Annotated in this window: 20 protein-coding genes and 1 tRNA gene; 9 read left to right on the top strand and 12 right to left on the bottom strand. The window is 73.5% G+C overall.

The window, feature by feature from the left end:
• Nucleotides 1–88 precede the first annotated feature (88 nt).
• From efeB to IE096_RS24895, 6 genes are all read right to left on the bottom strand, one after another.
• Nucleotides 89–1,624: an iron uptake transporter deferrochelatase/peroxidase subunit gene (efeB, locus tag IE096_RS24920; protein ID WP_189455410.1), complete on the bottom strand. Its 1,536-nt coding sequence runs from the start codon at nt 1,622–1,624 to the stop codon at nt 89–91.
• The gene (locus tag IE096_RS24915) at nt 1,624–3,702 is read right to left on the bottom strand and encodes a FixH family protein (RefSeq protein ID WP_189455408.1); all 2,079 of its coding nucleotides are present in this window, start codon (nt 3,700–3,702) and stop codon (nt 1,624–1,626) included. Before IE096_RS24915 ends, efeB begins: the two co-directional genes overlap by 1 nt.
• Before the next feature lie 7 nt (nt 3,703–3,709).
• A complete protein-coding gene (locus IE096_RS24910; RefSeq protein WP_229820594.1) occupies nt 3,710–4,207 on the bottom strand; it encodes a copper chaperone PCu(A)C in 498 nt (165 codons plus the stop codon).
• On the bottom strand, nt 4,207–4,863 hold the full coding sequence (locus IE096_RS24905) for an SCO family protein (protein ID WP_189455406.1): 657 nt from the start codon (nt 4,861–4,863) through the stop codon (nt 4,207–4,209). The genes IE096_RS24910 and IE096_RS24905 overlap by 1 nt, the downstream gene beginning before the upstream one ends.
• Before the next feature lie 74 nt (nt 4,864–4,937).
• Nucleotides 4,938–5,690: a YcnI family copper-binding membrane protein gene (locus tag IE096_RS24900; protein WP_189455404.1), complete on the bottom strand. Its 753-nt coding sequence runs from the start codon at nt 5,688–5,690 to the stop codon at nt 4,938–4,940.
• Nucleotides 5,691–5,802: 112 nt separating this feature from the next.
• On the bottom strand, nt 5,803–6,597 hold the full coding sequence (locus IE096_RS24895; RefSeq protein WP_189455402.1) for a hypothetical protein: 795 nt from the start codon (nt 6,595–6,597) through the stop codon (nt 5,803–5,805).
• A 215-nt stretch (nt 6,598–6,812) separates the two neighbouring features.
• Here IE096_RS24895 and IE096_RS24890 point away from each other — a divergent pair, with 215 nt between their 5' ends.
• Nucleotides 6,813–7,292 carry an ATP-binding protein gene (locus IE096_RS24890; protein WP_189455401.1) on the top strand — a complete coding sequence of 160 codons (480 nt, stop codon included), beginning with the start codon at nt 6,813–6,815 and terminating at the stop codon, nt 7,290–7,292.
• 24 nt (nt 7,293–7,316) lie between these two features.
• On the opposite strand, the gene IE096_RS24885 is transcribed toward IE096_RS24890, so the two are convergent.
• Complete coding sequence (locus IE096_RS24885) at nt 7,317–7,568, bottom strand: SCO4226 family nickel-binding protein (protein WP_189455399.1); 252 nt, start codon at nt 7,566–7,568, stop codon at nt 7,317–7,319.
• 191 nt (nt 7,569–7,759) lie between these two features.
• On the opposite strand from IE096_RS24885, the gene dmpI reads away from it, so the two are divergent.
• Nucleotides 7,760–7,942, top strand: coding sequence for a 4-oxalocrotonate tautomerase DmpI (gene dmpI / locus IE096_RS24880; protein ID WP_189455397.1), 183 nt, complete (start codon nt 7,760–7,762; stop codon nt 7,940–7,942).
• A gap of 92 nt (nt 7,943–8,034) precedes the next feature.
• Here dmpI and IE096_RS24875 read toward each other — a convergent pair whose 3' ends face one another.
• Both IE096_RS24875 and IE096_RS24870 read right to left on the bottom strand, forming a co-directional pair.
• Nucleotides 8,035–9,492: an aminopeptidase P family protein gene (locus IE096_RS24875; RefSeq protein WP_373298201.1), complete on the bottom strand. Its 1,458-nt coding sequence runs from the start codon at nt 9,490–9,492 to the stop codon at nt 8,035–8,037.
• A gap of 155 nt (nt 9,493–9,647) precedes the next feature.
• Nucleotides 9,648–11,216: a PP2C family protein-serine/threonine phosphatase gene (locus IE096_RS24870; RefSeq protein WP_189455392.1), complete on the bottom strand. Its 1,569-nt coding sequence runs from the start codon at nt 11,214–11,216 to the stop codon at nt 9,648–9,650.
• A gap of 813 nt (nt 11,217–12,029) precedes the next feature.
• Here IE096_RS24870 and IE096_RS24865 point away from each other — a divergent pair.
• Both IE096_RS24865 and IE096_RS24860 read left to right on the top strand, forming a co-directional pair.
• Complete coding sequence (locus tag IE096_RS24865) at nt 12,030–12,767, top strand: bifunctional DNA primase/polymerase (RefSeq protein ID WP_189455390.1); 738 nt, start codon at nt 12,030–12,032, stop codon at nt 12,765–12,767.
• Between the two features lie 455 nt (nt 12,768–13,222).
• A complete protein-coding gene (locus tag IE096_RS24860) occupies nt 13,223–13,990 on the top strand; it encodes a hypothetical protein (protein WP_229820592.1) in 768 nt (255 codons plus the stop codon).
• 679 nt (nt 13,991–14,669) lie between these two features.
• Here IE096_RS24860 and IE096_RS24855 read toward each other — a convergent pair.
• The 3 genes from IE096_RS24855 to IE096_RS24845 all read right to left on the bottom strand — a co-directional run bounded on the left by IE096_RS24855 (nt 14,670) and on the right by IE096_RS24845 (nt 17,659).
• Complete coding sequence (locus IE096_RS24855; protein ID WP_189455388.1) at nt 14,670–15,638, bottom strand: DUF5926 family protein; 969 nt, start codon at nt 15,636–15,638, stop codon at nt 14,670–14,672.
• Between the two features lie 358 nt (nt 15,639–15,996).
• Complete coding sequence (locus tag IE096_RS24850; RefSeq protein WP_229820620.1) at nt 15,997–16,539, bottom strand: ATP-binding protein; 543 nt, start codon at nt 16,537–16,539, stop codon at nt 15,997–15,999.
• A 274-nt stretch (nt 16,540–16,813) separates the two neighbouring features.
• Nucleotides 16,814–17,659, bottom strand: a complete 846-nt coding sequence (locus tag IE096_RS24845; RefSeq protein ID WP_189455385.1) for a glycerophosphodiester phosphodiesterase — start codon at nt 17,657–17,659, stop codon at nt 16,814–16,816.
• Between the two features lie 176 nt (nt 17,660–17,835).
• On the opposite strand from IE096_RS24845, the gene IE096_RS24840 reads away from it, so the two are divergent.
• From IE096_RS24840 to IE096_RS24820, 5 genes are all read left to right on the top strand, one after another.
• Nucleotides 17,836–19,452 (top strand): S1C family serine protease, encoded by a 1,617-nt coding sequence (locus IE096_RS24840; RefSeq protein ID WP_189455382.1) that lies wholly within the window; start codon nt 17,836–17,838, stop codon nt 19,450–19,452.
• Nucleotides 19,453–19,577: 125 nt separating this feature from the next.
• Nucleotides 19,578–19,757, top strand: coding sequence for a hypothetical protein (locus IE096_RS24835; RefSeq protein ID WP_189455380.1), 180 nt, complete (start codon nt 19,578–19,580; stop codon nt 19,755–19,757).
• A gap of 102 nt (nt 19,758–19,859) precedes the next feature.
• Nucleotides 19,860–19,949, top strand: a tRNA-Ser gene (locus tag IE096_RS24830).
• A 177-nt stretch (nt 19,950–20,126) separates the two neighbouring features.
• Complete coding sequence (locus tag IE096_RS24825) at nt 20,127–21,095, top strand: ALF repeat-containing protein (RefSeq protein WP_189455378.1); 969 nt, start codon at nt 20,127–20,129, stop codon at nt 21,093–21,095.
• Between the two features lie 178 nt (nt 21,096–21,273).
• The coding region (locus IE096_RS24820; protein ID WP_506005076.1) for an alpha/beta hydrolase at nt 21,274–22,023 on the top strand (750 nt) is incomplete at its 3' end.

Below are 22,023 nucleotides of genomic sequence, written 5' to 3'. Positions count from 1 at the left end.
AAGGGGCACGGATGGCTCGGTCGTCCACCCTACCGATCCGGCGGAACGGGGATCCCGGAGGCCGCGTGGCCCCCGGGACCCGCGCCCATCACCCCTCCAGCAGGTGCTGGCCCACGTAGCCGCCCTCGTCGCAGCCGCCCGGGACGGCGAAGAGAGCGCTGGCCTCGTGACGGAGGAAACGGGAGAGGCCGTCGCCGCGGTCCAGCTTCCGCTGCACCGGGACGAAGCCCTTGAGCGGATCCGCCTGCCAGGCGATGAACAGCAGGCCGGCGTCCGGCGCGCCGTCGTCGAGGAAACCGTCGTGGTACGAGAACGCGCGCCGCAGCATCGCCGCGCCGCGGTTGTTGGCCGGGGCCGCCACGCGGATGTGGGCGTCGCCCGGGATGGCCAGCGCGCCGTCCGGGCCCATCTTGTCCAGGTCCACGCGCGTGGTCTCCGTACCGCCGGACAGCGGCGCGCCGTCGGACTTGCGGCGGCCGATCACCCGCTCCTGGCGGTCCAGCGACAGGTTGTCCCAGCTGTCCAGCAGCATCCGGATGCGCCGGACGACCGCGTACGAGCCGCCCGCCATCCAGGACTCGGGGCCCTGCTGGCCGTCCGGCACGAAGATCTTCTGGGCGAAGTCGGCGCTCGACGGCTTCGGGTTGTTCGTCCCGTCGATCTGGCCCATCAGATTGCGGCCGGTCATCGGCTGCGCGGTCGCGCCCGGCGTGCGGTTGAAGCCGTTCATCTGCCAGCGCACCCGGGCCGCGCCCGCCGCCTCCTTCTGGAGCAGCCGCAGGGCGTGGAAGGCGACCAGCGCGTCGTCGGCGCCGATCTGCACCCACAGATCGCCGTTGCTCCGCTTGCCGTCGATGACGTCGGCGGTGAAGGCGGGCAGCGGCTCCAGCGCGTCGGGCCGCCGGTCCGTCAGCCCGACGCGGTCGAAGAACGTGCGGCCGAAGCCGAAGGTGACCGTCAGGGACGACGGGCCCGCGTCGAGGGCGACACCCGAGTCGTCCCCCTGCGGCGGCCGGCCGGCCATCAGCTCCGCCGCCGCCGCGGACCAGCGCCGCATCAGCGCGGCCGCGCCCTTGCGGTCGGTCCCGCCGGTGAGGTCGAAGGCGACCAGATGGCCGTGCGCCTGCGCGGGCTGCAGGATGCCCGACTGGTGCGTGCCGTGGAAGGGCACGACGCCCGAGCCGACGTCGGTCAGCGGCGTGGGCTTGCCGCGCACCGCCTCGGCCCCGGTGGCCCCCGCGACCCCGCCCACGATGAGCGCCGCCGCGCCGGCGGCGCCCGCCGTGCCCAGCAGTCGCCGGCGGGAGACGCCGTCGACCGGTGCGCCGGGGGTGGCGGTGGCCGCTTCCGGCTCGCCGGCGGTACGGGAGCTCCCGGCGCCGCCGCCGGTCGTGGCGGGGGCGTCCTTGGCGGGGCCGCCGGTGCTCTTGTCGGGCCGGGTGCGGCCCTTGGACGGGCCGCCCGGTCCGGTGCTGCCGGAGCGTGCGGCGGTCGCGGCGGCGTTCTTCCCGGCGCGCTTGCCGCCGCTCGCCTTGCCGCTCGCCTTGCCGCCCGTCCTGCCGCTGATCGGGCGTGTGTCGTCCCCGGCGACTCCGCCGGCCGTGGTGTCAGTCGTGTCAGCCATCAGATGATCTTCACGTTCTCGATCTCGGTGACCTGGTCGATGTCCGAGGTCCGTACGGTCAGGGACAGCTGCCAGTCGCCGGCCATGGGCAGCCGGAAATCCTTGGCTTTCCACAGTCCGGCGGACTGACGCTCCAGCGCGGCCCGCAGGGGACCGATCTGTTTTTCCTTCTCGGTCATGGACAGTGTCAGCTCCGGTACGTCCACGGGGCGCCCGGACGGGTCCGTCAGAGTGACGGTGAGGGTGTTGGCCCCCGAGCGGGCGGGGTCGACGGTGACGCGCGCCGTGCCCCGGCCGCCCGTGCCGCCCGTGTCGTAGGCGATCCGCACGTCGGCGGGCCGGGCCGCCGACGGCGCGGCCGTCCGGCCCGCCGCCGCCCGGCGCTGCTCGGTCTCGGCCCGGCCGGGCTGGGTGCCGGTGAGCGCGGTGGTGACGGCCAGCACGACGACGGCGACGCCCGCCTCGGCGAGGACGGACCGGCGCAGCCCGGTGCGGCCGGTGTCCGCGTCCCGCACGCGCCGCCCGGCGGCCTTCTCCCGCGCCGCCCGCTGCCGCGCGAGCTGCGCGGCGCGGACGGAGTCGACGGCGTCAACGGTGTGAGTGGCGTCGGCAGCGGAGCCCTGCGCGCCCTTCGCGCCGGACGCGGTTTCGGCGGCGTCGGCGCCCGTCGCCGGTCCGGCGCCCGCGCTCGACAGCGGCTTCGCCGCTCCCCGCGCCGGCTTCGCGCCGGTCCCCGGCTTCTTCCGGGCCGTCGGCCGCCTGGACTCGGGCGCGTCCACGAGGCGGCCCGTCCAGCGCCGGGAGAGGAACGCGACGCCCACCATGGCGACCACCAGCCCGGCCTTCACCAGCAGCCAGCGCCCGTACTCCGTGCCCGTCAGCGCGTCCCACGAACCGACCTGCCGCCACGACTGGTAGAGCCCGGTCGCCACCAGCACGCAGACCGCGACGAACGCCATCCGTGAGAAGCGCTCGACCGCCGTCCGCCGGATCCGTTCGCCCGACCACAGCGTGGCCAGCAGCGCCGCCAGCCCGCCCAGCCACACCGCGACGCCCAGCAGGTGCGCCACGTCCACCGGCATCGCCAGCCACGGCTGGAGGCCCGCCGACGCGTGCTCGGCCAGCGCCCAGGTCGCCGCCAGGCCGCCCGCGACGAGCGTGCCCCCGACGCCGAGCCCCCAGGCGATGTCCCGGCGGCGGCCGAGCGTAGGACCACCGGCAGCGGCACCGGAACCGGCACCGTCACCGGACCGGCCCCGCCCGTCGTCCTCCTGCGCGTACGTGCCGAACAGCACCGCCAGGAACACCGCCGCCGCGCTCAGCAGCAGCAGACGCGACAGCAGCGCCGCGCCCGGCTTGGTGGACAACACGCCGCCCAGCAGCGACAGATCGAGGACGGAGCCCATCCCCTTGCCGCTCGTGAAGGCGCCCCGCAGCAGCAACAGCGCCACCGTCGAGACGAACAGCGCGATCCAGCCGCCCACCGCCACGCGCTGTACCGCCCGCGACGAGCGGCACACCCCGGCGAAGACGCAGCCGCCGACGAGCAGGACGAAGCCCGCGTACGCCGCGTACCGGCCGATCGCGTAGAAGGCGGCGACGGCCGGATCGGTGCGCGTGGCCGCCGAGTCGACGGTCACGGTCGTCTTCGACGGCGCGCCGACCGAGAACGTGAAGGCCCCGGCCACCGGGTGGCTGTCCGCCGAGACCGCCTGCCACGCCACCGTGTACGTGCCGTCGGCGATCCCGGCGCGCAGCGCGACGGTCGCGGTCCCGGACCGTCCGCCGTCGTGCTGCGGCCTGCCCGCGTCGACGCGTTCGCCGCGCGGGTCGAGGACCCGCACCGAGTCGGGGCTGAGCAGCACCCCTTCGGAGAAGGTGAGCGTGACCCGCGCGGGCGCCGCGGGCACCACCGACCCGTCGGCCGGGTCGGTGGCGGTGAGCGCCGCGTGCGCGGACGCGGTGCCCGCGCCGAGCGTCAGCGTGCCCAACAGCGCGGCGAGGAAGGCGACGAGGAGCGCGCCGGGAAGCGGCACTCCACGTCGTACGGCGCGTCGTACGGCGGTCCGGGTCCTCATCGCCGCGTCAGCCCTTGGGGCGGAACGTCGCGCTCTCGACCGGCACCTTGACCTTGATCGGCGCCGAGGTGGCGAAGCGCAGGGTGAACTCGATCTTCTCCCCCACCCGCGGCTTGTGGTCGAGCTTGCCCAGCATCAGGTGCGTGCCGCCGCGCGACAGCGACAGCTTGCCCTTGGCGGGCACCTCCAGCTTCGCCGCGTGCTTCATCTGCGAGCCTTCGGTGGTGTGCATCGTGATGTCGGACGAGAGCGGGCTGGTGACCCCGACCAGCTGGTCGGCCTCGCCGCCGTCGTTCTCGACGGTGAGGTACGCGGCGGCCATGTCGGCCATCGCGGGCTCCGGCAGATAGGCGCCGCTGACGGCCAGTTCGGGCTTGCCGGAGGAGACGGACAGGCGGTCCTTCTCCGACTGGCAGCCGGTGATCAGCAGCAGCCCGCCCGCGAGGACGAGCGGCAGGGCGGTGGCGGTGGCGACGGTGGCCTTGTTCATCTTCTTCGGGCGCATCACGGGTTCTCCCCCTTGACGATCTTCGGGAGATCCTGGGCGTACTGGTCGGACGTGGTGGAAGCGGTGTAGATCCAGTGGCCGGCGTCGTCCTTCGGCGAGAAGCCGACGACCTCGGCGCCGTGGCTGACGGTCACGGAGCCGTCCTTCTCCTTCTTGGCGGGCTCGACGAGGATGCCCAGCGGCTTGGCGGCCGCCTGGATCGTCGCGAAGTCGCCGGTCAGGCCGACTATGTCCTGACCGCCCTGGGCGTCGAGCCACTCGCGGATCCGCTTGGGGGTGTCCCGCTCGGGGTCGGTGGTGACGAAGACGACCTGGAGCTTCTCCTGGTCGGCCTTGGGCAGCTTCTTCTCGGCGGCGGCGATGTCGGAGACGACCGTCGAGCAGACGTCGGGGCAGTAGGTGTAGCCGAAGTAGAGCAGGACGGGGCGGCCCTTGGTCTCCTTGACCAGCTCGTACTTCTTCTCGGACGTGTCCGTCAGGACCAGGTCCGGCTTGGCCTTGGCGTTGTCCAGGGTGATCGCCCCGGCCTTCTTCGGCTCGGCGGAGACATCGGCGGCGGGCTTGTCGCCGCCGCCGTCGCCCGAGCCGCCGCAGGCCGTCAGGGTGAGCGCGGCCGTCGCGGCGAGGACCGCGCCGAGGATCTTGGTGCGCATGGAGTGCTTCTCCAGAGGTGGTCGGTGTCGCCGACCGGCAGGGCGTGCGTGCCCTGCCGGCCGCGGTACGGGTGTCAGGCGGCGGAGTCGCGGCGGCGGCGCCCGGCGAGCACGCCGAAGGCGGCGCCGGCGGCGCCGACGACGATGCCGACGACACCGAGGACGCGGGCGGTGGTGTCGCTGCCGCCGTCGCTCTTCTTCTCCTCGGCGTCCCCGGCGGTGGCGGTCACCTTCTTGGCGTCCTTCGCGTCGTCGTGGTGACCGCCCGCGGCGCCCGTGGAGCCCTTCGCGACGAGCTTGAGGACGGGAGCCGGGTGCTCGGGCTCCTCGCCGCCCGGCTTGGACGGGTCGATCCAGCGGACGACGTCGTCGTCGGAGTACGTCTGGAGCGCCTTGAAGACCAGCTCGTCGGCGTCCGTCGGCAGCTGGCCGACGGACAGCGGGAACTGCTGGAACTGACCGGGCTCGATCTTGCCGCCGGTCCAGGTGACCTTGCTGACGGCCTCGTCGATCGACTTGCCGTGCATCTGCACAGGCTTGTCGAGCTTGGTCTTCTCGACCTTCACGTCCCACCCCGGCACGGCCTGCGGCATCACGGAGACCAGCGGGTGCTTGGGGTCGAGGGTGAGCTCCAGCTTCACCGTCGAGGCGTTGTCCTTCTCGTTGGGCACCTTGAGGGCGATGGTGCTGTAGCCGCCCTTCTCGGCGGTGCCGGGCTGCACGCTCACGTGCGCGAAGGCGGGACCGGCGAACAGCAGCAGGCCACCGGCGGTCGCACCGGCGACGAGGGAGGCACGGGCGGCACGGATACGACGGATCGAGGTCATGGGAAAACTCTCCACTGGCAGGAGGGGATGGAAGGGGATGGCGCGCATGCGGGGACAGCGCGAAACACCCTTCCCCGCCCTGCCGGGTGGTGGAAAGCGATGCGTCGTGCCGTCAGGCCGCGAGGGCGAGGCGCGGCGGCCCCCGCCTGATCACGACGTGCCGCCACTCGGCCTCCCGCGCCGGACGCGTCTCCCGCGCGGCCGTCCACGACCGGGGCACCGCGAGCGGCTCCGCGCCCAGCGCCCGGACGAACGGCAGCAGCGCGAGCGCCAGCGCCCGGACGAGCGCGGACTCCGCGACACCGCGCGCCGACTCGGCCGACAGCCGCACCAGACGCCACAGCGCGGCCTCACCGCGCCGCAGCAACCACCCCAGGGCCAGGGCCGCGAGGAGATGCCCCAGCACCATGGCCGGGGAGGGCAGGAGCGCGTGGACGAACGAACCGGCGCCGCCCCCGCCGCTCGGCGCGGCCGGAGCCGGAGCGTGCGCGGCCGGGTCGAGTCCGGCACCCGTGATCACTTCACGGGCCCGGTCGGCGGACATCGGCCGCTGGTCGCAGAGCAACTGCCCGGCGAAGTCGATCAAGTGGCCGTCGGCGCCCGCCCGATGGGCGGCCGCGGCGTCCGCGCCCCGCGCCCCGTGCTGCCCGAGCGCGAAGAGGGTGTGCAGCGCGAGCTGGCCGACGGCCAGCGCGGCCGCGATGCCCGGCAGCGAGCGCTCCCGCCCGGCCAGCGGCGCGGCCACGGCGAAGACCGCCGCGCCCGCCGCGACCAGGGCCCACAGCGGCACCTTCGCGCAGGACGCCAGCACGTGCCCGCCCGCGGACAGCACGACACAGACCGCGGTGAACACCGCGGCCCGGATCAGTCGCAGATCGGCGCCGGCGCGCGCGACGGGGAGAGGCATGACCGCGCCATCATCCCACCGCCCATACGCCGTCCCTACGGCAGGGTGTCCGGCTCGTCCTCCCCGCCGCGCCCGGTCACCACCGCCCGTCCATACACGCCCCCACCCGCGTGGCGCGTCGGCCGAATGAGCGGTCTCACACAGCCGACAGGCTTATGCGGCGCGCCCCGTGGCTATAGGTATCGGTATGTCGAGCCGCAGCCAGGAGGCTGAGCATGAGCATTTGGTGGTCACTCCACTTGCGGCGCGAGGCCGCGAGCGTTCCGCTCGCCCGACGGCTGCTGATCGGTGCCATGGAGACGGCCGGCGTCGACCCCGAGACCTCGTACGACCTGGCCGTGGCGCTCAGCGAGGCGTGTGCGAACGCCGTCGAGCACGGTGGTGACGCCTCCACCGGCTATCGCGTGACGGCCCTCATCGACGGCGACACCTGTCGCATCGAGGTGACCGATTCCGGCCCCGGATTCGCCGAACGCCCCCGGTCCCCGCGCCGCCACCCGGCCCGCGCGCACACCAGGACCCCGGCCGCCGTCCATGACGAGCACGGCCGGGGTCTTTTCCTTATCGCGTCCCTCACCGACCACGTCCGGGTCCGCAACCGCCCGGGCCGGGCGGGGGCGGTCGTCAGCTTCGACAAGATCCTCAAGTGGCGGGAGGGCGGCCCGGCGGCAGCGGCGCTGCTGCGGGCGTCGTAAGTCCTGGCGGAGGCTTCTCTCCGCTCAGGAGACCTCCAGCGGCACCTGATGGATCTCGTCGGCCGGGTGGCCCGCCCGCTCGTGGACGCGCTTGACCGCCTCCGCCGAGGGCGCCTCGGAGAGGCAGTAGACGGTCCCCGACTTCGGGTCCGCCCACGCGCGCTCGAAGCGCACGCCCTCCGCGCGCTCGATCGCCTGGTCGGCGCGGTGCGCGGCGGCGAGCTGATCCGCGGTGATGCCCTGCATGCCGTGATGGACGTCCATGAACTTCGTCATGGCCCGGCACCTCCCTCGTCGTGGGAAAGCCCCTGACACCATCATGCGTCCGCGCCGCCGACGATCACGATTCGTGATCGCTGCGGGCTCCGATCGCTTCTGGTTCGGCGGACCGCCGCGCGGTGGACTGGTGCCATACCGGTGAACGACCCGGAACCGCCGGGAGACACCGCGACTTCAGGAGGCATCCCGTGCCCGTCGTGACCGTCCAGCAGGGCCCCCGCTCCATCGAGCTCAAGCGCGACCTCGTCCAGCGCATCACCGACGCGTTCGTCGACGCCTACCGGATCCCCGCCGAGGCCGTGCAGGTGTGGATCCAGGAGACCCCGGCGGAGAGCTGGGGCCAGGCCGGCGTGCTGACCGCCGACAAGTAACGATCGAGCGCGATACACACGAAAGAGCCGCGGCTCCTCGGGGGAGGCCGCGGCTCTTCGGTCGTCCGGGTGCCGGCGGTCCGGCGTCCGGCTCAGCCCTTCAGGCCGGCCATCCACGCCTCGACGTCGGCGGACGTGCGCGGCAGGGCGGCGGAGAGGTTCCGGTTGCCGTCCTCGGTGACGAGGATGTCGTCCTCGATGCGGACGCCGATGCCCCGGTACTCCTCGGGCACGGTCAGGTCGTCGGCCTGGAAGTACAGGCCGGGCTCCACGGTCAGCACCATGCCGGGCTCCAGGACGCCGTCGACATAGGTCTCCGTGCGGGCGACCGCGCAGTCGTGGACGTCCAGGCCGAGCATGTGGCCGGTGCCGTGGAGGGTCCAGCGGCGCTGGAGGCCGAGCTCCAGGACGCGCTCGACCGGGCCCTCGACGAGGCCCCACTCGACGAGCTTCTCGGCGAGGACGCGCTGGGCGGCGTCGTGGAAGTCGCGGTACTTGGCGCCCGGCTTCACCGCCGCGATGCCGGCCTCCTGGGCCTCGTACACCGCGTCGTAGATCTTGCGCTGGAGCTCGGTGTACGTGCCGTTGATCGGCAGCGTGCGGGTGACGTCGGCGGTGTAGAGGGTGTTCGTCTCCACACCGGCGTCGAGCAGCAGCAGGTCGCCGGAGCGGACCGGGCCGTCGTTGCGCACCCAGTGGAGGGTGGTGGCGTGCGGGCCGGCGGCGCAGATGGAGCCGTAGCCGATGTCGTTGCCCTCGACGCGGGCGCGCAGGAAGAACGTTCCTTCGATGTACCGCTCGCTCGTGGACTCGGCCTTGTCGAGGACCTTCACGACGTCCTCGAAACCGCGGACGGTGGAGTCGACGGCCTTCTGGAGCTCGGCTATCTCGAAGCCGTCCTTCACCAGGCGCTGCTCGCTGATGAAGACGCGCAGCTCCTCGTCGCGCTCGGCGGTGACCTTGTCGGTCAGGGCCTTCTCGACGCCGGCGTCGTGGCCGCGGACGACGCGGACCGGGCCGGTGGCCCCGGCGAGGGTGCCGGCCAGCTCGCGGACGTCGCGGGCGGGCACGCCCAGCAGCCGCTCGGCCTCGGTCAGGCTGTGGCGGCGGCCGACCCAGAGCTCGCCCTGGCCGTCCAGCCAGAACTCGCCGTTCTCGCGGTTCGAGCGGGGCAGGAGGTGGATCGTGGCCTCGTGGCCCTGCTCGCCGGTGGGCTCCAGGACGAGGACGCCGTCCTGCGTCTGGTCGCCGGTGAGGTAGACGTACTCGGTCGAGGCGCGGAAGGCGTACTCGGTGTCGTTCGAGCGGGTCTTCAGGTTGCCCGCCGGGATCACCAGGCGCTCGCCCGGGAAGCGGGCGGAGAGCTCGGCGCGGCGCCGCGCGGTCTCGGCGGCCTGGGGTATCGGCCGCAGATCGTGGAGCTCGGTGTCGGCCCAGCCGGACTTCATGTTGTCGGCGAGCTCGGCGGAGACGGCCGGGTAGAGGCCGTTCTTCCGCTGCTTGATCGGCTCGTCACCTTCAGGGTTTTCGGGTGCGGGCTGCTCGGTCACTGGCTTTCCTCCTCGAACGGGGCCGCTTTCCATCGTATGTGCGGTGGAATGCCCTGGAGAAGGTTGTGCGGGCCGTCACTCGGGCGGACTGTCACTCGAGCGGACCGTCATTCGAGCCGACCGCCATTCGAGCCGACCGCCATTCGAGCCGACCGTCATTCGAAGTGGGCCACCAGGAGCACGACGTCCTCCGCCGGGTCCGCCGGGTCGCCGCCCTCCGGCTCCGGCAGGACCGTGCGCAGCACGTGGTCCGCGATGGCTTCCGGGTCGCGCCGGGCGGACCGGGGGACGGTCGCCGCCGCCGAGCGCAGCCGGGCGAAGGCCCGGTCCATGCTGTCGCCCGTGCGGTGGAGCAGGCCGTCGCTGTAGAAGAGGAGCGTTTCTCCGGGTTCCGGTTCGATTTCCACGCTGGGTGCCTCCCAGCAGGCCAGCATGCCGAGCGGGGCCGAGAGGGAGGTCTCCACGTACTCGACCCGGCCGGGGCCGACGATCAGCGGGGAGCAGTGGCCCGCCCCGGCGACGACGACCTTCCTGCCCCGGCCCTCGCCCGGGAGGGTCCCGGGGGGCTCGCAGTAGGCGAAGAGGGCCGTCGCCGTGCGGGCGGGCTCGGTCAGTCTGAGCAGCAGCTCCAGGTCGGAGAGGACGGCCACCGGATCCTCGCCCTCCATCACGGCGTACGCGCGCAGGGAGGCCCGCAGCCGGCCCGTCGCGGCGACCGCTCCGGGGCCGGAATCGGTGATGCCGCCAATGGCGAGCCCCAGCGCGCCCTCGGGCAGCGGCAGCGCGTCGAACCAGTTCCCGCCGCCGCGGGGCCCGGTGCGGTGGCGGACGGCGAGACGGATGCCGGGGATGTGGGGGAGCCTGCTGGGCAGCAGCTCCTCGCGGAGGACGGCCACGGCGTCGCGGGCGCCGGTCAGCTCGATGAGCCGGGCGAGGTGCTCGGCGGCGTAGCCGCAGTAGAGGCCGGCCAGGTGGCGCTGGCGCTCGCTGGGCTCGGCGGGCTCGTCGTAGAGCCAGACGGCGGCGCCGACGCGGCCCGCGCCGGGCGGCGCGTCCGCTTCCGGGCCGGACGGCGGCCCCGCCGCCGACTCCAGGGGGAGGGCGTAGCTGGCGGCGTAGCCGAGCCGGGCGGCGACCTCGCGGTACCGGGGGTCGAGGTCGTCCTCGCCCAGGATGTCGGGGTGGATCCTGCCGCTGCGGTCGCCCTCGGGCGGGAGGTCGTCGAGGAGGCGTACGTACGGGCTGCTGTGGGGGCCCGCGTCGTCCGGGACGCGGTACGGGCCGAGGGGGCGCGGGGCGTGGGCCTGTGGGCTGCCGGCCGTGGGGCCGTGGGTCCGGGGGGCGGGGGCCGGGGGGATGGTCTCGATGTGGCCGATGTCGGCGTGGCCGAGGCCCAGGCCGACGGTGACCGGGTGCCCGGTGCCGGAGTCCGGGTGGAGGGTGACGAGGCCGCGTCCGGCACCCACCAGGGAGGCCCCGGCGCGGAGCAGCTCGCGCAGGGCGGCGTCGAGGTCGGCGGTGCGGCTGAGCCGCTCGGTCAGCTCGTGGAGCGTCGTCAGGTCGGAGACCCAGCCGGCGAGGCGGTCCTGGAAGAGGGTGCCCGAGGCGGGGGAGGACGCCTCGGGAGCGGTGGGGGGAGTGGGGACCGCGGGGGCGGAAGTGTGCGCGGGAGCCGGGACCGGTGGATTGATTCCGGCCACTTTCGGCGGGTGGGGGCTGGTCATGGCGAGCCGCCCGGGCGGGGGCGTGCGCGGCCGCTCCCGGGACCCGTCCGGGAGCCGGCCCGGGGTGGCCCGCCGGGCCCGCACGACCAGTGGGTTGGCCTGGGTGTTCCGCTCAATAGCACCGCAAACCCCCTGTCGTGTTGCGCGCTATCAGTGCTCCACATGTACACGCCCGGGCAAGGGGATGTCCAGCATTGGACCAGTGGGATTCATGGTGTCTGGTGAGGCTTCCGTCCTCGTCGGAGTTCCCCGAAGTTTGGCCGGAAAATAGTGCCGTGGCCCTGGAATTGCGATCGACTGGCCTCGCTCCAGCAGCGCGTCACATCCACCGTGGTGGGTACGTACTCGGAGAAGGGCAGCGGCAGTTGGGGCCGCCCCGCAACCCGGCGGCGGGCCCGAGCGTCTTATCGGTCAACGGCCACGCCCATCCCCGAGCGGCGTGGGGCAACCCATGCCGCAGGCGAGGGGCGCACCGGCTCAGCACGAAGCGCCATGCGCGCGCCACCCCCCGCCAGGTTTCACGCTCGGCCCGTGGCGTGATGCGCTGCGTCGTACGCGCAGTGACTTTGATCCACGTGGTGTGCCGGTCCGGGAGCCACGGCGCGCCAGCACCGCGCCGAGCAGTGCCCGTAGTGCCATGTAGTCCCCCCGGTTCGCGGGGACTACGCGCAATTCCCGCAGTGCTTCCGCAGTTCCCGCAGTTCCGCAGTTCCAGCAGCACCCCTGCACCGCTCAGCGTCATGTACGTGCAATACGGCCCCTGCCGACGGGCAAGGGCCCACCTTCGGCGTTCACGGAAAGGAACGAGCGCTCATGCGCGAGATCCTCGGAAGGCGACGCAAGCTCTCCCTCCGGCGGGCCGGCCGCTCGGCCGTACTCACCGCGGCCCTGACCTACGCGACGGAGTGGCAGTGGCCCGTGCTCCCCGGTGTCGGCCTGCGGCCCGGCATCGGCCGCGTTCGCGAGTGCGGCTGCCCCGACCCGGACTGCGCGGTCCCCGGCGCCCACCCCTTCGACCCGGGGCTGCTGGCGGCCACCACCGACGCCAGGATGGTCCGCTGGTGGTGGACCAATCGCCCGGAGGCGCCCGTGGTCCTCGCCACCGGCGGCCGGGCGCCGTGCGCGGTGAGCCTGCCGGCGGTGGCCGGTGCCCGCGCGCTGGCCGCGTTCGACATGGCGGGCGTCCGGCTCGGCCCGGTGGTGGCCACCCCCACCCGCTGGTCCCTGCTGGTGGCCCCCTACTCGCTCGAAGTCCTCGGCGAACTCCTGCACAGCCAGGACTGGGTGCCCGGGGCGCTGCGCTTCCACGGTGAGGGCGGCTACGCCGTGCTGCCGCCCTCACCCACGGGCGCGGGCCGGGTGCGCTGGGAGCGGGCCCCGAGGCCGGCGGGCGCCACCGCCGGGCGAGGCGGACGCTCCGCTTCCAAGCGGCGGCTCGACGGTCTGGCCCGGCCCTGGCTGCCCGACGTGGCCACGGTCATCGACGTCCTGGTCGAGCAGACCGTCGGCGCCACGGGCAGCCAGGGCGGCGGCACCAGGCTCGCCCACTGAGGCGCTGGGACGCTGGGGCACCGGGGCACCGGGGCACTGAGGCGCCGGGGTACTGGGGCTGGGGCGCTGAGCCCGTCCCCGGGCACACCCGGGGGCTCGGCGGGGGCCTGGCCGGCTGCGGGAGCGCGTACGGACGGGAGACGCACGCGCTCGCACTCCTCGCTCTCTGCTCGGACTCACCTTCCTCGGACTCACTCTTCCGGGTGTAAGCCGGGGAGAGAAGCGCAGGAAACGGCCGCGCGAGGCCCCGAAGGGCCGCGTCGTGCCCGTATGTTCGGGATCCGGGCAGTGCCGGGCGCCTGGCAAGGGCGCCGTCGGCCCGGCGGGGCGAGGGTTCGCGCGGGTCCGTACCGGGGTCATCGGTGCGGGGCCCTTGAGGCGTACCGCGCCGCGAAATCCGTTCCGTGTCCCGCGGTCGCGCGCTCGAGCGCCCGTGGAGAGTTGCAGGTGGTCCCATGGTGCGTGCGTCCAGTGTTCCCGGCAGTGTTCCCGGCGCGGCCGGGCAGCGCGCGGCGAATCTCCGGATGATCGCGCTCGCGAGCGCGGTGGTGCTGGCGGTGGTGCTGCCGCTGGCCGTCGCCGCGGCGGGCCCGGCGGGGGTGGCGGGCCGGGAGAAGGCCCGGACGAAGCCGGATTCCGGCGCGGGCTCGGGCGCTTCGGGAGCGTCCGGGGCCTCCGGCGCCGGGGCGGAATCCGGAAGGGGCGCCGGCCGGGATCGTGCCGGCGGGGACGCCGCGCGGGCCGATGCCCGGGGCGTGGCGGGCGGTCCGCGACCGGCCGGATTCGGTACGCCGGGATCCGCGCGCGGCCCCCTCGGGCCGGGCGCCGCCGACGGCCGCGACCCGGCGGACCCGTTCGCTCCGGCCCTGGGCACGGGCCTCGCGGGCGCCACCCGGTGCGGTCCCGAACTCGGTTCGCCGGAGGGCGTGGAGGCCCAGACCTGCGTCCTCGAACGGGACCGGAACACCTGGGCCCGCACGTACTACCGCAACGCGACGGGCGCGCCCCTGGTCGGCGTGCTGACCCTGATGGCCCCCGACGGCCGGACCGTGCAGGTGAACTGCGAGCTCGCCGCAACCGATGATCCGGACATGTGCGAGACCCCCCACGAACGGACCGTGCGCGGACATGGCTCGTATGCGGCGGTCTCGGAGATCGCTTCGACGGATGGGAAGCTCCTCCTCCGCTCCGGGAGCAACTCGGCGGCGCCGGAGGACGGTTAGTCCGGGCTCGCGCCGGGGGCTACGGGGCGTTCACCCCGCGGGGTGGCGGGAGTCCGCTGTGGGCGCCCCCTGGGCGGGCTGTGAGCCCGTACGCGCATCGCCGCGCCCAGGGCGTACGCGGTGGCGTCCGAGGTGGGGCGGGCCGCTGTTCAGGGGCCGGGAGCGGGCGCGGGCCGAGGTGGCGGGCGCCGGAGAGGTGCCGGGAGGCGGCGGACGGAGCCTGATGGGTGTCCGTTCGACATCGACGGGGCCCGGTGGCCGTCCGGTCGGCGATCGTTCGGCGCCGGTTCGGCGCCCGTTCCGCGTCCGGGCATGGAAACGCCCGGTCGCTGGCGACGGGGGATGCACCAGCGACCGGGCTCCTAGAACGGTAACAAGAGATCTGCGGTTCGCAAATTCGATCGTGGATTTCCGGACGCCGATTTCCGGTCTGACAGCGGGAGTTGTGACAGGAGTCACGCGGCTTGACCGGTCGTTTACCGTTCCGGGGCGCCGGAAGTGCCCCATCCGGCCCTGTTCGACGGTGCGGCTGATTCCGGGTGGGTGGCGGGGCGGACGGCGGGGCGTGGCCGAATGGCGATCACGGGAGTCCGCGTGATCGTCATCGGTGTGCCGTTCCACCGGCCGCCCGTCGACCGTTCCGCCGACGGTTCCACCCGGCCGACCGTCCCAGGCGGCGTCAGTTCAGGGTGACCTGACGGCTCGTGAGGCCGCTGCGGGCGCGGCGCTCCTCGGGGGTCAGCGGGGTCTCGTCCGTCAGCGCCGTCCCCAGCCGCTCCGCGAAGGCCTCCGCCGGCTTCTGCACGTCCTCCGCGCGCATCGCGGACGGCAGGTCCCACACCGGCACGGTCAGCCCGTGCGCGCGGAACGAGCCGACGAGGCGGGTGCCCTCGCCGAGGGAGCTCGTGCCGGCCGCGTGCAGCCGCGCGAGGGCGTCCAGCAGCCGCTCCTCCGGCTCGGTCATCACCCAGCGCAGGTGGTTCTTCTCCGGCGTCTCGCACCAGTAGGCGGAGCCGACGCCGGAGAGCCGGACGGTCGGGATCGCGGCGGCGTTGGCCCGCTCCAGCGACGCGGCGACCTCACCGGTGGCGCCCTCCGCGTTCTCCACCCAGAACTCGAAGCCCGTGTGGACGACGGGCTCGAAGGGGGCGGCCGGGTCCAGCAGGTCCTGGAGGCGCGGCCCCTCGGCGCCGCCCCGCTCGGCGGCGACCGGGGTGCCGGGCTCGGCCTTCAGGGCGCGCAGCAGGGTGTCGGCCAGGTCGCGGCTGAGGTCACCGGTCGCGGTGTCGTTCTGCAGCCCCAGCAGCACGGCGCCGTTGTCGCGGCGCAGGGCGGGCCAGGCCATCGGCAGCACCGTCGCCAGGGTCACCGACGGCACGCCCTCCGGCAGCCCGTCCTTGAGCTTCAGCTCCACCGTCGCGGCGGGCACCAGCTCGCGCAGCGCGACCCAGTCGGCCTCGCCGGGCAGCCCCTCGAAGGGGCGCCGCACCAGCTCGACGGCGGCCTGGGTGGCGGCACGGCCGTGGCAGGCCTTGTAGCGGCGGCCCGAGCCGCAGGGGCAGGGCTCACGGGCGCCGACGACGGGGACCACCACGTCACCGGCGTGCGGCTGGGCGGCCTTGGTCTGGGGGCGGCGCTTCTTGGCCATGGTGTGCGTGTCTCCCGATCGAATGCGTCCGTGCCCGTCCGTGCCTGTCAATCCGTCCGTCCGTCCGGCGGTGGTGCGTGGCGCGGGCCCGGCGCTGGTCGATTTCTCGATTTCCGAGGCAGGCCGTTTGCCTGCGGGCGCGAGCCTAGCGCCCGGCTGTGACGGCACGGCCGGGCACGCGGGAGAGGTCGCGCGGGCGGGCGCGTACGGGGGCGCGCCGCGCGGGCCGACGGGGGGATCGGACGGGCGCTCGGTGCGGGGCGGGCGCCGACGGCGTACGTACATGCGTGCGTACATGTGTACGTGTCCATGCGCGTCGAGGCGGCGAGCGGGCGGGCGGGCCGGGCGGCCCGGGTGGCTACGTCAGATCGGACAGGTCGGATAGATCAGACAGACCGGTCAGATCCCCGAACTCGGTGAGGCCGGGGAAACCCAGGGTGGCGGCCGGGCCGGGATCGACGCGCGTAGCGAAACCGGCGCGCGCGGAGAGCGCCGCCCAGACCGTCACCTCGCCCGTGGCATCGCGGACGCCCCAGTCCTGGGAGAGCGCGTTGATGATGTTCAGTCCGCGGCCGCCGCGCGCGGTGACCGAGGGAGTGGCCGGAAAGGGGCGGGTGGGCCCGCCGCCGTCGGTCACCTCGACCGTGAGCCTGCCGCGCCCGTCCATCCGCCAGGCGGCCCTGACGAGACCGGGGTCGTCCGCGCCCCGCTCGCCCTTGCCGCGGCCGTCGCGGCTGTCACGGCTCAGCGGGCGCCCGTGGCGGTACGCGTTGCTGAGCAGCTCGGAAAGGATCAGTACCGCGTCGTCGATGACCGAATCCGGTACCCCGCCGGCGCGCAACTCCTTGCGCATCCGGTGTCTCGCCTCGCCCACACCGGCAGGACCATGGGGTACGGCCATGATCGACGACGTGGGCACCTCCTGTGCCACCACCAACGCCACCCCCGAGACCTCCTTTGCCCCACGTCAGGGGATGGATGCCCCAATGGACTGGACCGGAAACCGGCCAACCTCCGCCCGGTGGGGCACTCACGACGGCCGCATACGCACCGAACGCGCCGGTGCACTCCTTGTAATGGCGCCGGAGCCTCCGGATCAGCCGAACGGCCGATCAAGGCCCGCGTTCGACGGCGGCTGCTTCCGGCTGCGTCCGGTTCCATACGGCCGCTTACGGCTACTTCCGGCCGAGCTGGGCCAGGACGGCCTTGGGCCGGTTGGTGATGATGGCGTCCACGCCGAGGCGGACGCACAGCTCGACGTCCTCCGGCTCGTTCACCGTCCAGACGTGCACGGCGTTGCCCGCGCGGCGCAGCCGTGTCACGTAGTCGGGGTTGTTGCGGACGATGCGGATGCTGGGCCCGGCGATCCCCACGCCCCGGGGCAGCCGGCCGTCGCGGTAGCGGGGGTTGACGAACTGCATCAGATAGACGGTGGGCAGCGCGGGCGCCGCGGCCCGCACCCGGTGCAGGGACCGGGCCGAGAAGCTCATCACCCGTACGGGCGAGGGCTCGTCCGGCGACGGCCGGGCCAGGCCGAAGCGGTCCAGCAGGGCCAGCAGCCGCTCCTCGACCTGGCCCGCCCAGCGGGTGGGGTGCTTGGTCTCGATGGCCAGCTCGACCCTGCGCCCGGAGTCGGCGACGAGCTCCAGCAGCCGCTCCAGGGTGAGCACGGAGGTGCTCTCGCGGTCGGCGGCGAGGCCGCTCACCCGCGCCGGGTCGGGGTCGGTGTCGCGGTCCGGCGCCTCGGGCTCGCCCGCCGCGGCCTTCCACGAGCCGAAGTCCAGGGCCGCGAGGTCGGCCAGCTCCAGGGTGGACACCGCGCCCCGCCCGTTGGACGTGCGGTTGACCCGGCGGTCGTGGACGCAGACGAGATGCCCGTCGGCGGTCAGCCGCACATCGCACTCCAGGGCGTCCGCCCCGTCCTCGATCGCCTTGCGGTAGGCGGCCAGAGTGTGTTCCGGAGCGTCCTCGGAGGCTCCGCGGTGGGCGACGACGTCGAGGAGGTGGCGCTCTTGGGTCACCGCGTTATGGTGCCACCGGCTGGCACAATCGCGCATGGGGGACGATTTGTCGGTAGTAAGGACCGGCGGCCGAGGTCACAGCCTCCGCTTACGGTGGCCTGACGCGCCATGGGAAAGGCTGGACGCGGACCCTGGTGATCGTGGCCGGGCATGAGCATTGGACAGAGGAGACAACAGTGAGCACCGAGAACGAGGGCGCCTCCGTTCCGTCCGCGGCGGAGCCGCGGCCGGAGTCTCCGACCTCACCGCCGGCCGACGCTCCGGCGTCGGCGGGGGAGCGGACGGCGCAGCTGCCTCCTGTGGCGTTGGAGAAGGAGGCACCGGCGCCCGCCGCGTCCTCTGCTCCCGCCACGACCTCCACCCCCGCCGAGCCCGCCGCTTCCGCCGCGTCTGCCGCTTCCGCAGTGGATCCCGCCACCGGGCCCGAGTACGGCCAGCAGACGCCCTCGACCACGCCCCCGACCACACCTCCGGCCGAGGCCCCGACGGCGCAGTTCCCGGCCGGCCCGCCGCAGCCCGCGTACAACGCCACCAACGCGACCGGCGTCCCCATGCCCGGCACTCCGGACGCCGGCCAGTGGTACGGCGGCGCGGCGGCGCCCCCGCCGTACGGCGCGGCGGCCGCGCCCTGGGGCGCCCCGACCCCGCCGCCGCGGCGCGGCCGGTCGGGCGGCCTGGTGGCGGCCGTGCTCGCCGCGGCCCTCGTCGCGGGCGGTGTCGGCGGCGGCATCGGCTTCTGGGCGGCCAAGGGGAGCGACGACAGCTCCACGACGGTCTCCGCCTCCGGCGACCCGAAGATCGAGAGCCGTACGCCGGGTTCGGTCGCGGACATCGCGAGCAAGGCGCTGCCCAGCGTCGTGACCATCGAGGCGCAGAGCAGCAACGGTGAGGGCGGTACGGGCACGGGCTTCGTCTACGACACCCAGGGCCACATCCTCACCAACAACCACGTGGTCGCCTCGGCCGCCGACAGCGGCAAGCTCTCGGTGACGTTCTCCGACGGCAAGAACTACGACGCGGAGGTGCTGGGCCGCGCCCAGGGCTACGACGTAGCGGTCATCAAGCTGAAGAACCCTTCCGGCGCCAAGCTCACCCCGCTTCCGCTCGGCGACTCCGACAAGGCGGCGGTGGGCGACGCGACGGTCGCCATCGGCGCGCCGTTCGGGCTGTCCGGCACGGTCACGACCGGCATCGTCAGCGCCAAGAAGCGCCCGGTCGCCTCCAGCGACGGCGGCAGCGGCGGCCAGGCCTCGTACATGAGCGCCCTGCAGACGGACGCGTCGATCAACCCGGGCAACTCCGGCGGCCCGCTGCTCAACGCCCAGGGCGCGGTCATCGGCATCAACTCCGCCATCCAGTCGGCGGGCAACGGCGGCGGCGGATTCGGCGGCGGCCAGGGCCAGTCCGGCAGCATCGGCCTGGGCTTCGCCATCCCGATCAACCAGGCGAAGAACGTCGCCCAGCAGCTGATGAAGGACCACACGCCGATCTACCCGGTCATCTCGGCGACGGTCAACATGAAGGACAACGTCAACGGCGCCCGCATCGCCTCGGGCGGCGACGGCAGCAGCCCGTCCGTCACCCCCGGCGGCCCGGCGGACAAGGCCGGCCTGAAGCCGGGCGATGTGATCACCAAGCTCGACGACACCACGATCGACAGCGGCCCCACCCTCATCAGCGAGATCTGGACCCACAAGCCGGGTGACAAGGTCACCGTCACCTACGTCCGCGACGGCAAGCAGGCGACGACGGAGATCACGCTGGGCGAGCGCCGCGGCGACAAGGTGGGCTGACGCCCGCCGGCCCGCCTCCGGCCTCTCGCTTTCCGGACAAAAGTCGCATAATGGCCACATAGCACCCATCCAGAGCTCTCCCCTGCCCGGGGAGGGCTCGCCGACCTCCACCAGGAGGTGCGCTCATGGCCGGTGGCGACTTCTACACACACGACAGGCCGGAGAACCCACAACTGCCGGAGGACCGGCCGCGCGGAGGCAGACCGGGAAACGCCGCGCTGGCACACCACCCCATGCGGATCGGCGTCGTCATCGTCATCGCCGTCCTCGTGGTGCTGGCCTTCGGGATCATGCTCTTCCCCTAGACCACCGGCCGGTCCCATGACCATCCAGTGGTGGCCGGGCCTCCACTCCCAATCCGCGTACCCGGTAGGCTGTCCACGCGTCGCTCCCGGTGGGCGACGCGTGGAGACTTGCCCGAGCGGCCTAAGGGAACGGTCTTGAAAACCGTCGTGGCAGCGATGTCACCGTGGGTTCAAATCCCACAGTCTCCGCCAGCGCTGCCTTGACGCAGCACGGAAGGGGCGCCCGGAGGAATCCGGGCGCCCCTTCCGTGTTTTGGAGGCTGTGGGCGGGCGTGCACCGACGGTGAGCAGGGTGGCTGAGTCGGGCTTGATCAACAGACGTAGCATGACGGGAGATTTATCCGTTTCTTATGACAAGCAGGTGCGTACATGAAGTCGGTTCGCGCGTCGGTCCTCGTCGCGGCCGTGGCTATCGCCCCGGCCGTGCTGTTCTCCTCGCCGGCGGTGGCCGCCGGTGGTGGGCAGCCCGCCGCTGTTGCGGTGGTGGAGAAGGCCGGTGACGCGAAGCCCGGCGGGGGTTCGCGGGAGGCGGACGAGCGGGACGAGAAGAACCGGATCGCCATCTTCAAGATCCTCGGCGACAAGAGCTCCGGCGTCGGTGTCCGCGAGGGCGCGCAGAAGGCGCTCGACGGTACGCCCGAGGATCGCGCGCGGTTCCTGGAGGTCGGGCAGTACCAGGAGCGGCTGACCGACGACGAGGTGCGGGTCTCCCAGATCATCAACTCCGGTGGCCCCACGGTGAAGGAATACGGCAAGGCCGCCCTGCAGAAGGGCACCCCCGAGGCCATCAAGCGCTTCCTTGAGGAGGAGCTGCCCTTCGCCCGTAAGACGGACCTCCGGATCAAGGTCACGCAGGTCGGTGGCGCCGGTGGCCCTGCCGTGCACAAGGCTGCCTACGACGCGTTGAGCGCCGACACGGACGAGGCCCTCAACCACTTCCTCGAGGTGGGCCAGTACGAGGCCGCCAAGAAGGACAAGGCGGCCGGGGAAGCGGACAAGGGCAAGGACGGCGGCAAGAAGGACGGCGGCAAGGACGACAAGGGCGCCAAGCCCTCGGCCTCCGCCTCTGCCTCCGCCGGCCAGGCGAAGCCGGCCGGCAGGGCCGGGCAGCCCAAGCAGGGCGATGCTGCCGGTGCCACGGCGAAGCCGTCCGCCTCCGCCTCCGCTTCCGCGTCGGCCCAGGGCTCCGGGGCCTCCGCCAACGGCGGCGGCTCCGAACTCGCCTTCACCGGCGCCGGTTCCGCCACCCCGTGGATCGTCGGCGGCACCGTCGTCGTCCTCGGTGCGGGCGCGGGGCTGGTCGTCGCCTCGCGGCGACGCGGTGCCGCCCAGCGCTGACGCTCGCGCGGAAACGAGCGTTTGCGTGATCGCCCGGTAATGCCCGCGTAATGGCTGTGCAAAAACTCACGGCCCGCGCCTGGAACGCCGGGGTCCCCGCCCGCATCCCACAGGGCACATCCATTCGCCATGTGCCCTGTGCTGCTCGTCGGGCAGCCGACCCTAGCGGAGCGACGCCATGACGCATTCACCTTCCGGTATCCACGCGCCCCCGAGCCCCGTACCGCCACCGCCGCGGCGCCGTTCCTCGCGCGGCAAGCGGTGGGCCGTCGTGGTGGCCTGCGTGGTCGTCCTCGGGCTGATCGCCTGGCCCGTGATGGTCCACTACGAGATACCCCCCTTCACGGACAAGGGCGACCCCGTCAGCTACGGCAAGATCGAACAGCCGGAGCAGGGGAAGGGGAGCGGGAACGGAAAGGGCGGGGGCGGCGCCTCCGCGGCGCCGGTGGACTCCAAGGTGCTCATGCCGACCGGGCCCGCCGCCGACTTCAAGAACGCGCGGACCCTGGACGACGGCACCCACGTCAGCCTCGTGACGCTCGACGGCAAGAAGTCCGGCTTCAAGGGCAAGGTCTGGGTCTGGGCGCCCAAGGAGTACACGGACGACCCCAAGTACGCGAAGAGCGGCTTCCCCGTGATGATCGCCCTGCCCGGCGGCCCCGGCTACGGCACCAACTACTGGTGGGCGGGCTTCAACTTCCAGGAGAACATGGCCAAGTGGTACAAGGAGGGCAAGGTCAAGCCCTTCCTGCTGGCCATGCCGGTGCTGAACCCCGGCCCGGACGACAAGGGCATCTACTGGGACGGCAGTGACATCCCCGGTCAGCCGAAGATGGGCACGTGGCTGACCGAGGACGTCCCGGACCTGATGCGCGCCAACTTCCGTACGCTCAAGTCCCGCGACGGCTGGGCGTTCATGGGCTCCTCG

The sequence above is a fragment of the Streptomyces abikoensis genome (genome assembly GCF_014648775.1).
Taxonomy (GTDB): Bacteria; Actinomycetota; Actinomycetes; order Streptomycetales; family Streptomycetaceae; genus Streptomyces; species Streptomyces abikoensis.
This window is presented reverse-complemented; position numbering and strand designations above follow the sequence as displayed.

Coding starts and splice junctions, on each gene's coding strand:
- IE096_RS24855 (WP_189455388.1), bottom strand. CDS start 15,638: ATGGCCAAGAAGCGCCGCCCCCAGACCAAGGCCGCCCAGCCGCACGCC.
- IE096_RS24860 (WP_229820592.1), top strand. CDS start 13,223: ATGGTGCGTGCGTCCAGTGTTCCCGGCAGTGTTCCCGGCGCGGCCGGG.
- IE096_RS24895 (WP_189455402.1), bottom strand. CDS start 6,597: ATGCCTCTCCCCGTCGCGCGCGCCGGCGCCGATCTGCGACTGATCCGG.
- IE096_RS24900 (WP_189455404.1), bottom strand. CDS start 5,690: ATGACCTCGATCCGTCGTATCCGTGCCGCCCGTGCCTCCCTCGTCGCC.
- efeB (WP_189455410.1), bottom strand. CDS start 1,624: ATGGCTGACACGACTGACACCACGGCCGGCGGAGTCGCCGGGGACGAC.
- IE096_RS24870 (WP_189455392.1), bottom strand. CDS start 11,216: ATGACCAGCCCCCACCCGCCGAAAGTGGCCGGAATCAATCCACCGGTC.
- IE096_RS24850 (WP_229820620.1), bottom strand. CDS start 16,539: ATGGCCGTACCCCATGGTCCTGCCGGTGTGGGCGAGGCGAGACACCGG.
- IE096_RS24910 (WP_229820594.1), bottom strand. CDS start 4,207: ATGCGCCCGAAGAAGATGAACAAGGCCACCGTCGCCACCGCCACCGCC.
- IE096_RS24905 (WP_189455406.1), bottom strand. CDS start 4,863: ATGCGCACCAAGATCCTCGGCGCGGTCCTCGCCGCGACGGCCGCGCTC.
- IE096_RS24890 (WP_189455401.1), top strand. CDS start 6,813: ATGAGCATTTGGTGGTCACTCCACTTGCGGCGCGAGGCCGCGAGCGTT.
- IE096_RS24915 (WP_189455408.1), bottom strand. CDS start 3,702: ATGAGGACCCGGACCGCCGTACGACGCGCCGTACGACGTGGAGTGCCG.
- IE096_RS24865 (WP_189455390.1), top strand. CDS start 12,030: ATGCGCGAGATCCTCGGAAGGCGACGCAAGCTCTCCCTCCGGCGGGCC.
- IE096_RS24825 (WP_189455378.1), top strand. CDS start 20,127: ATGAAGTCGGTTCGCGCGTCGGTCCTCGTCGCGGCCGTGGCTATCGCC.
- IE096_RS24835 (WP_189455380.1), top strand. CDS start 19,578: ATGGCCGGTGGCGACTTCTACACACACGACAGGCCGGAGAACCCACAA.
- IE096_RS24885 (WP_189455399.1), bottom strand. CDS start 7,568: ATGACGAAGTTCATGGACGTCCATCACGGCATGCAGGGCATCACCGCG.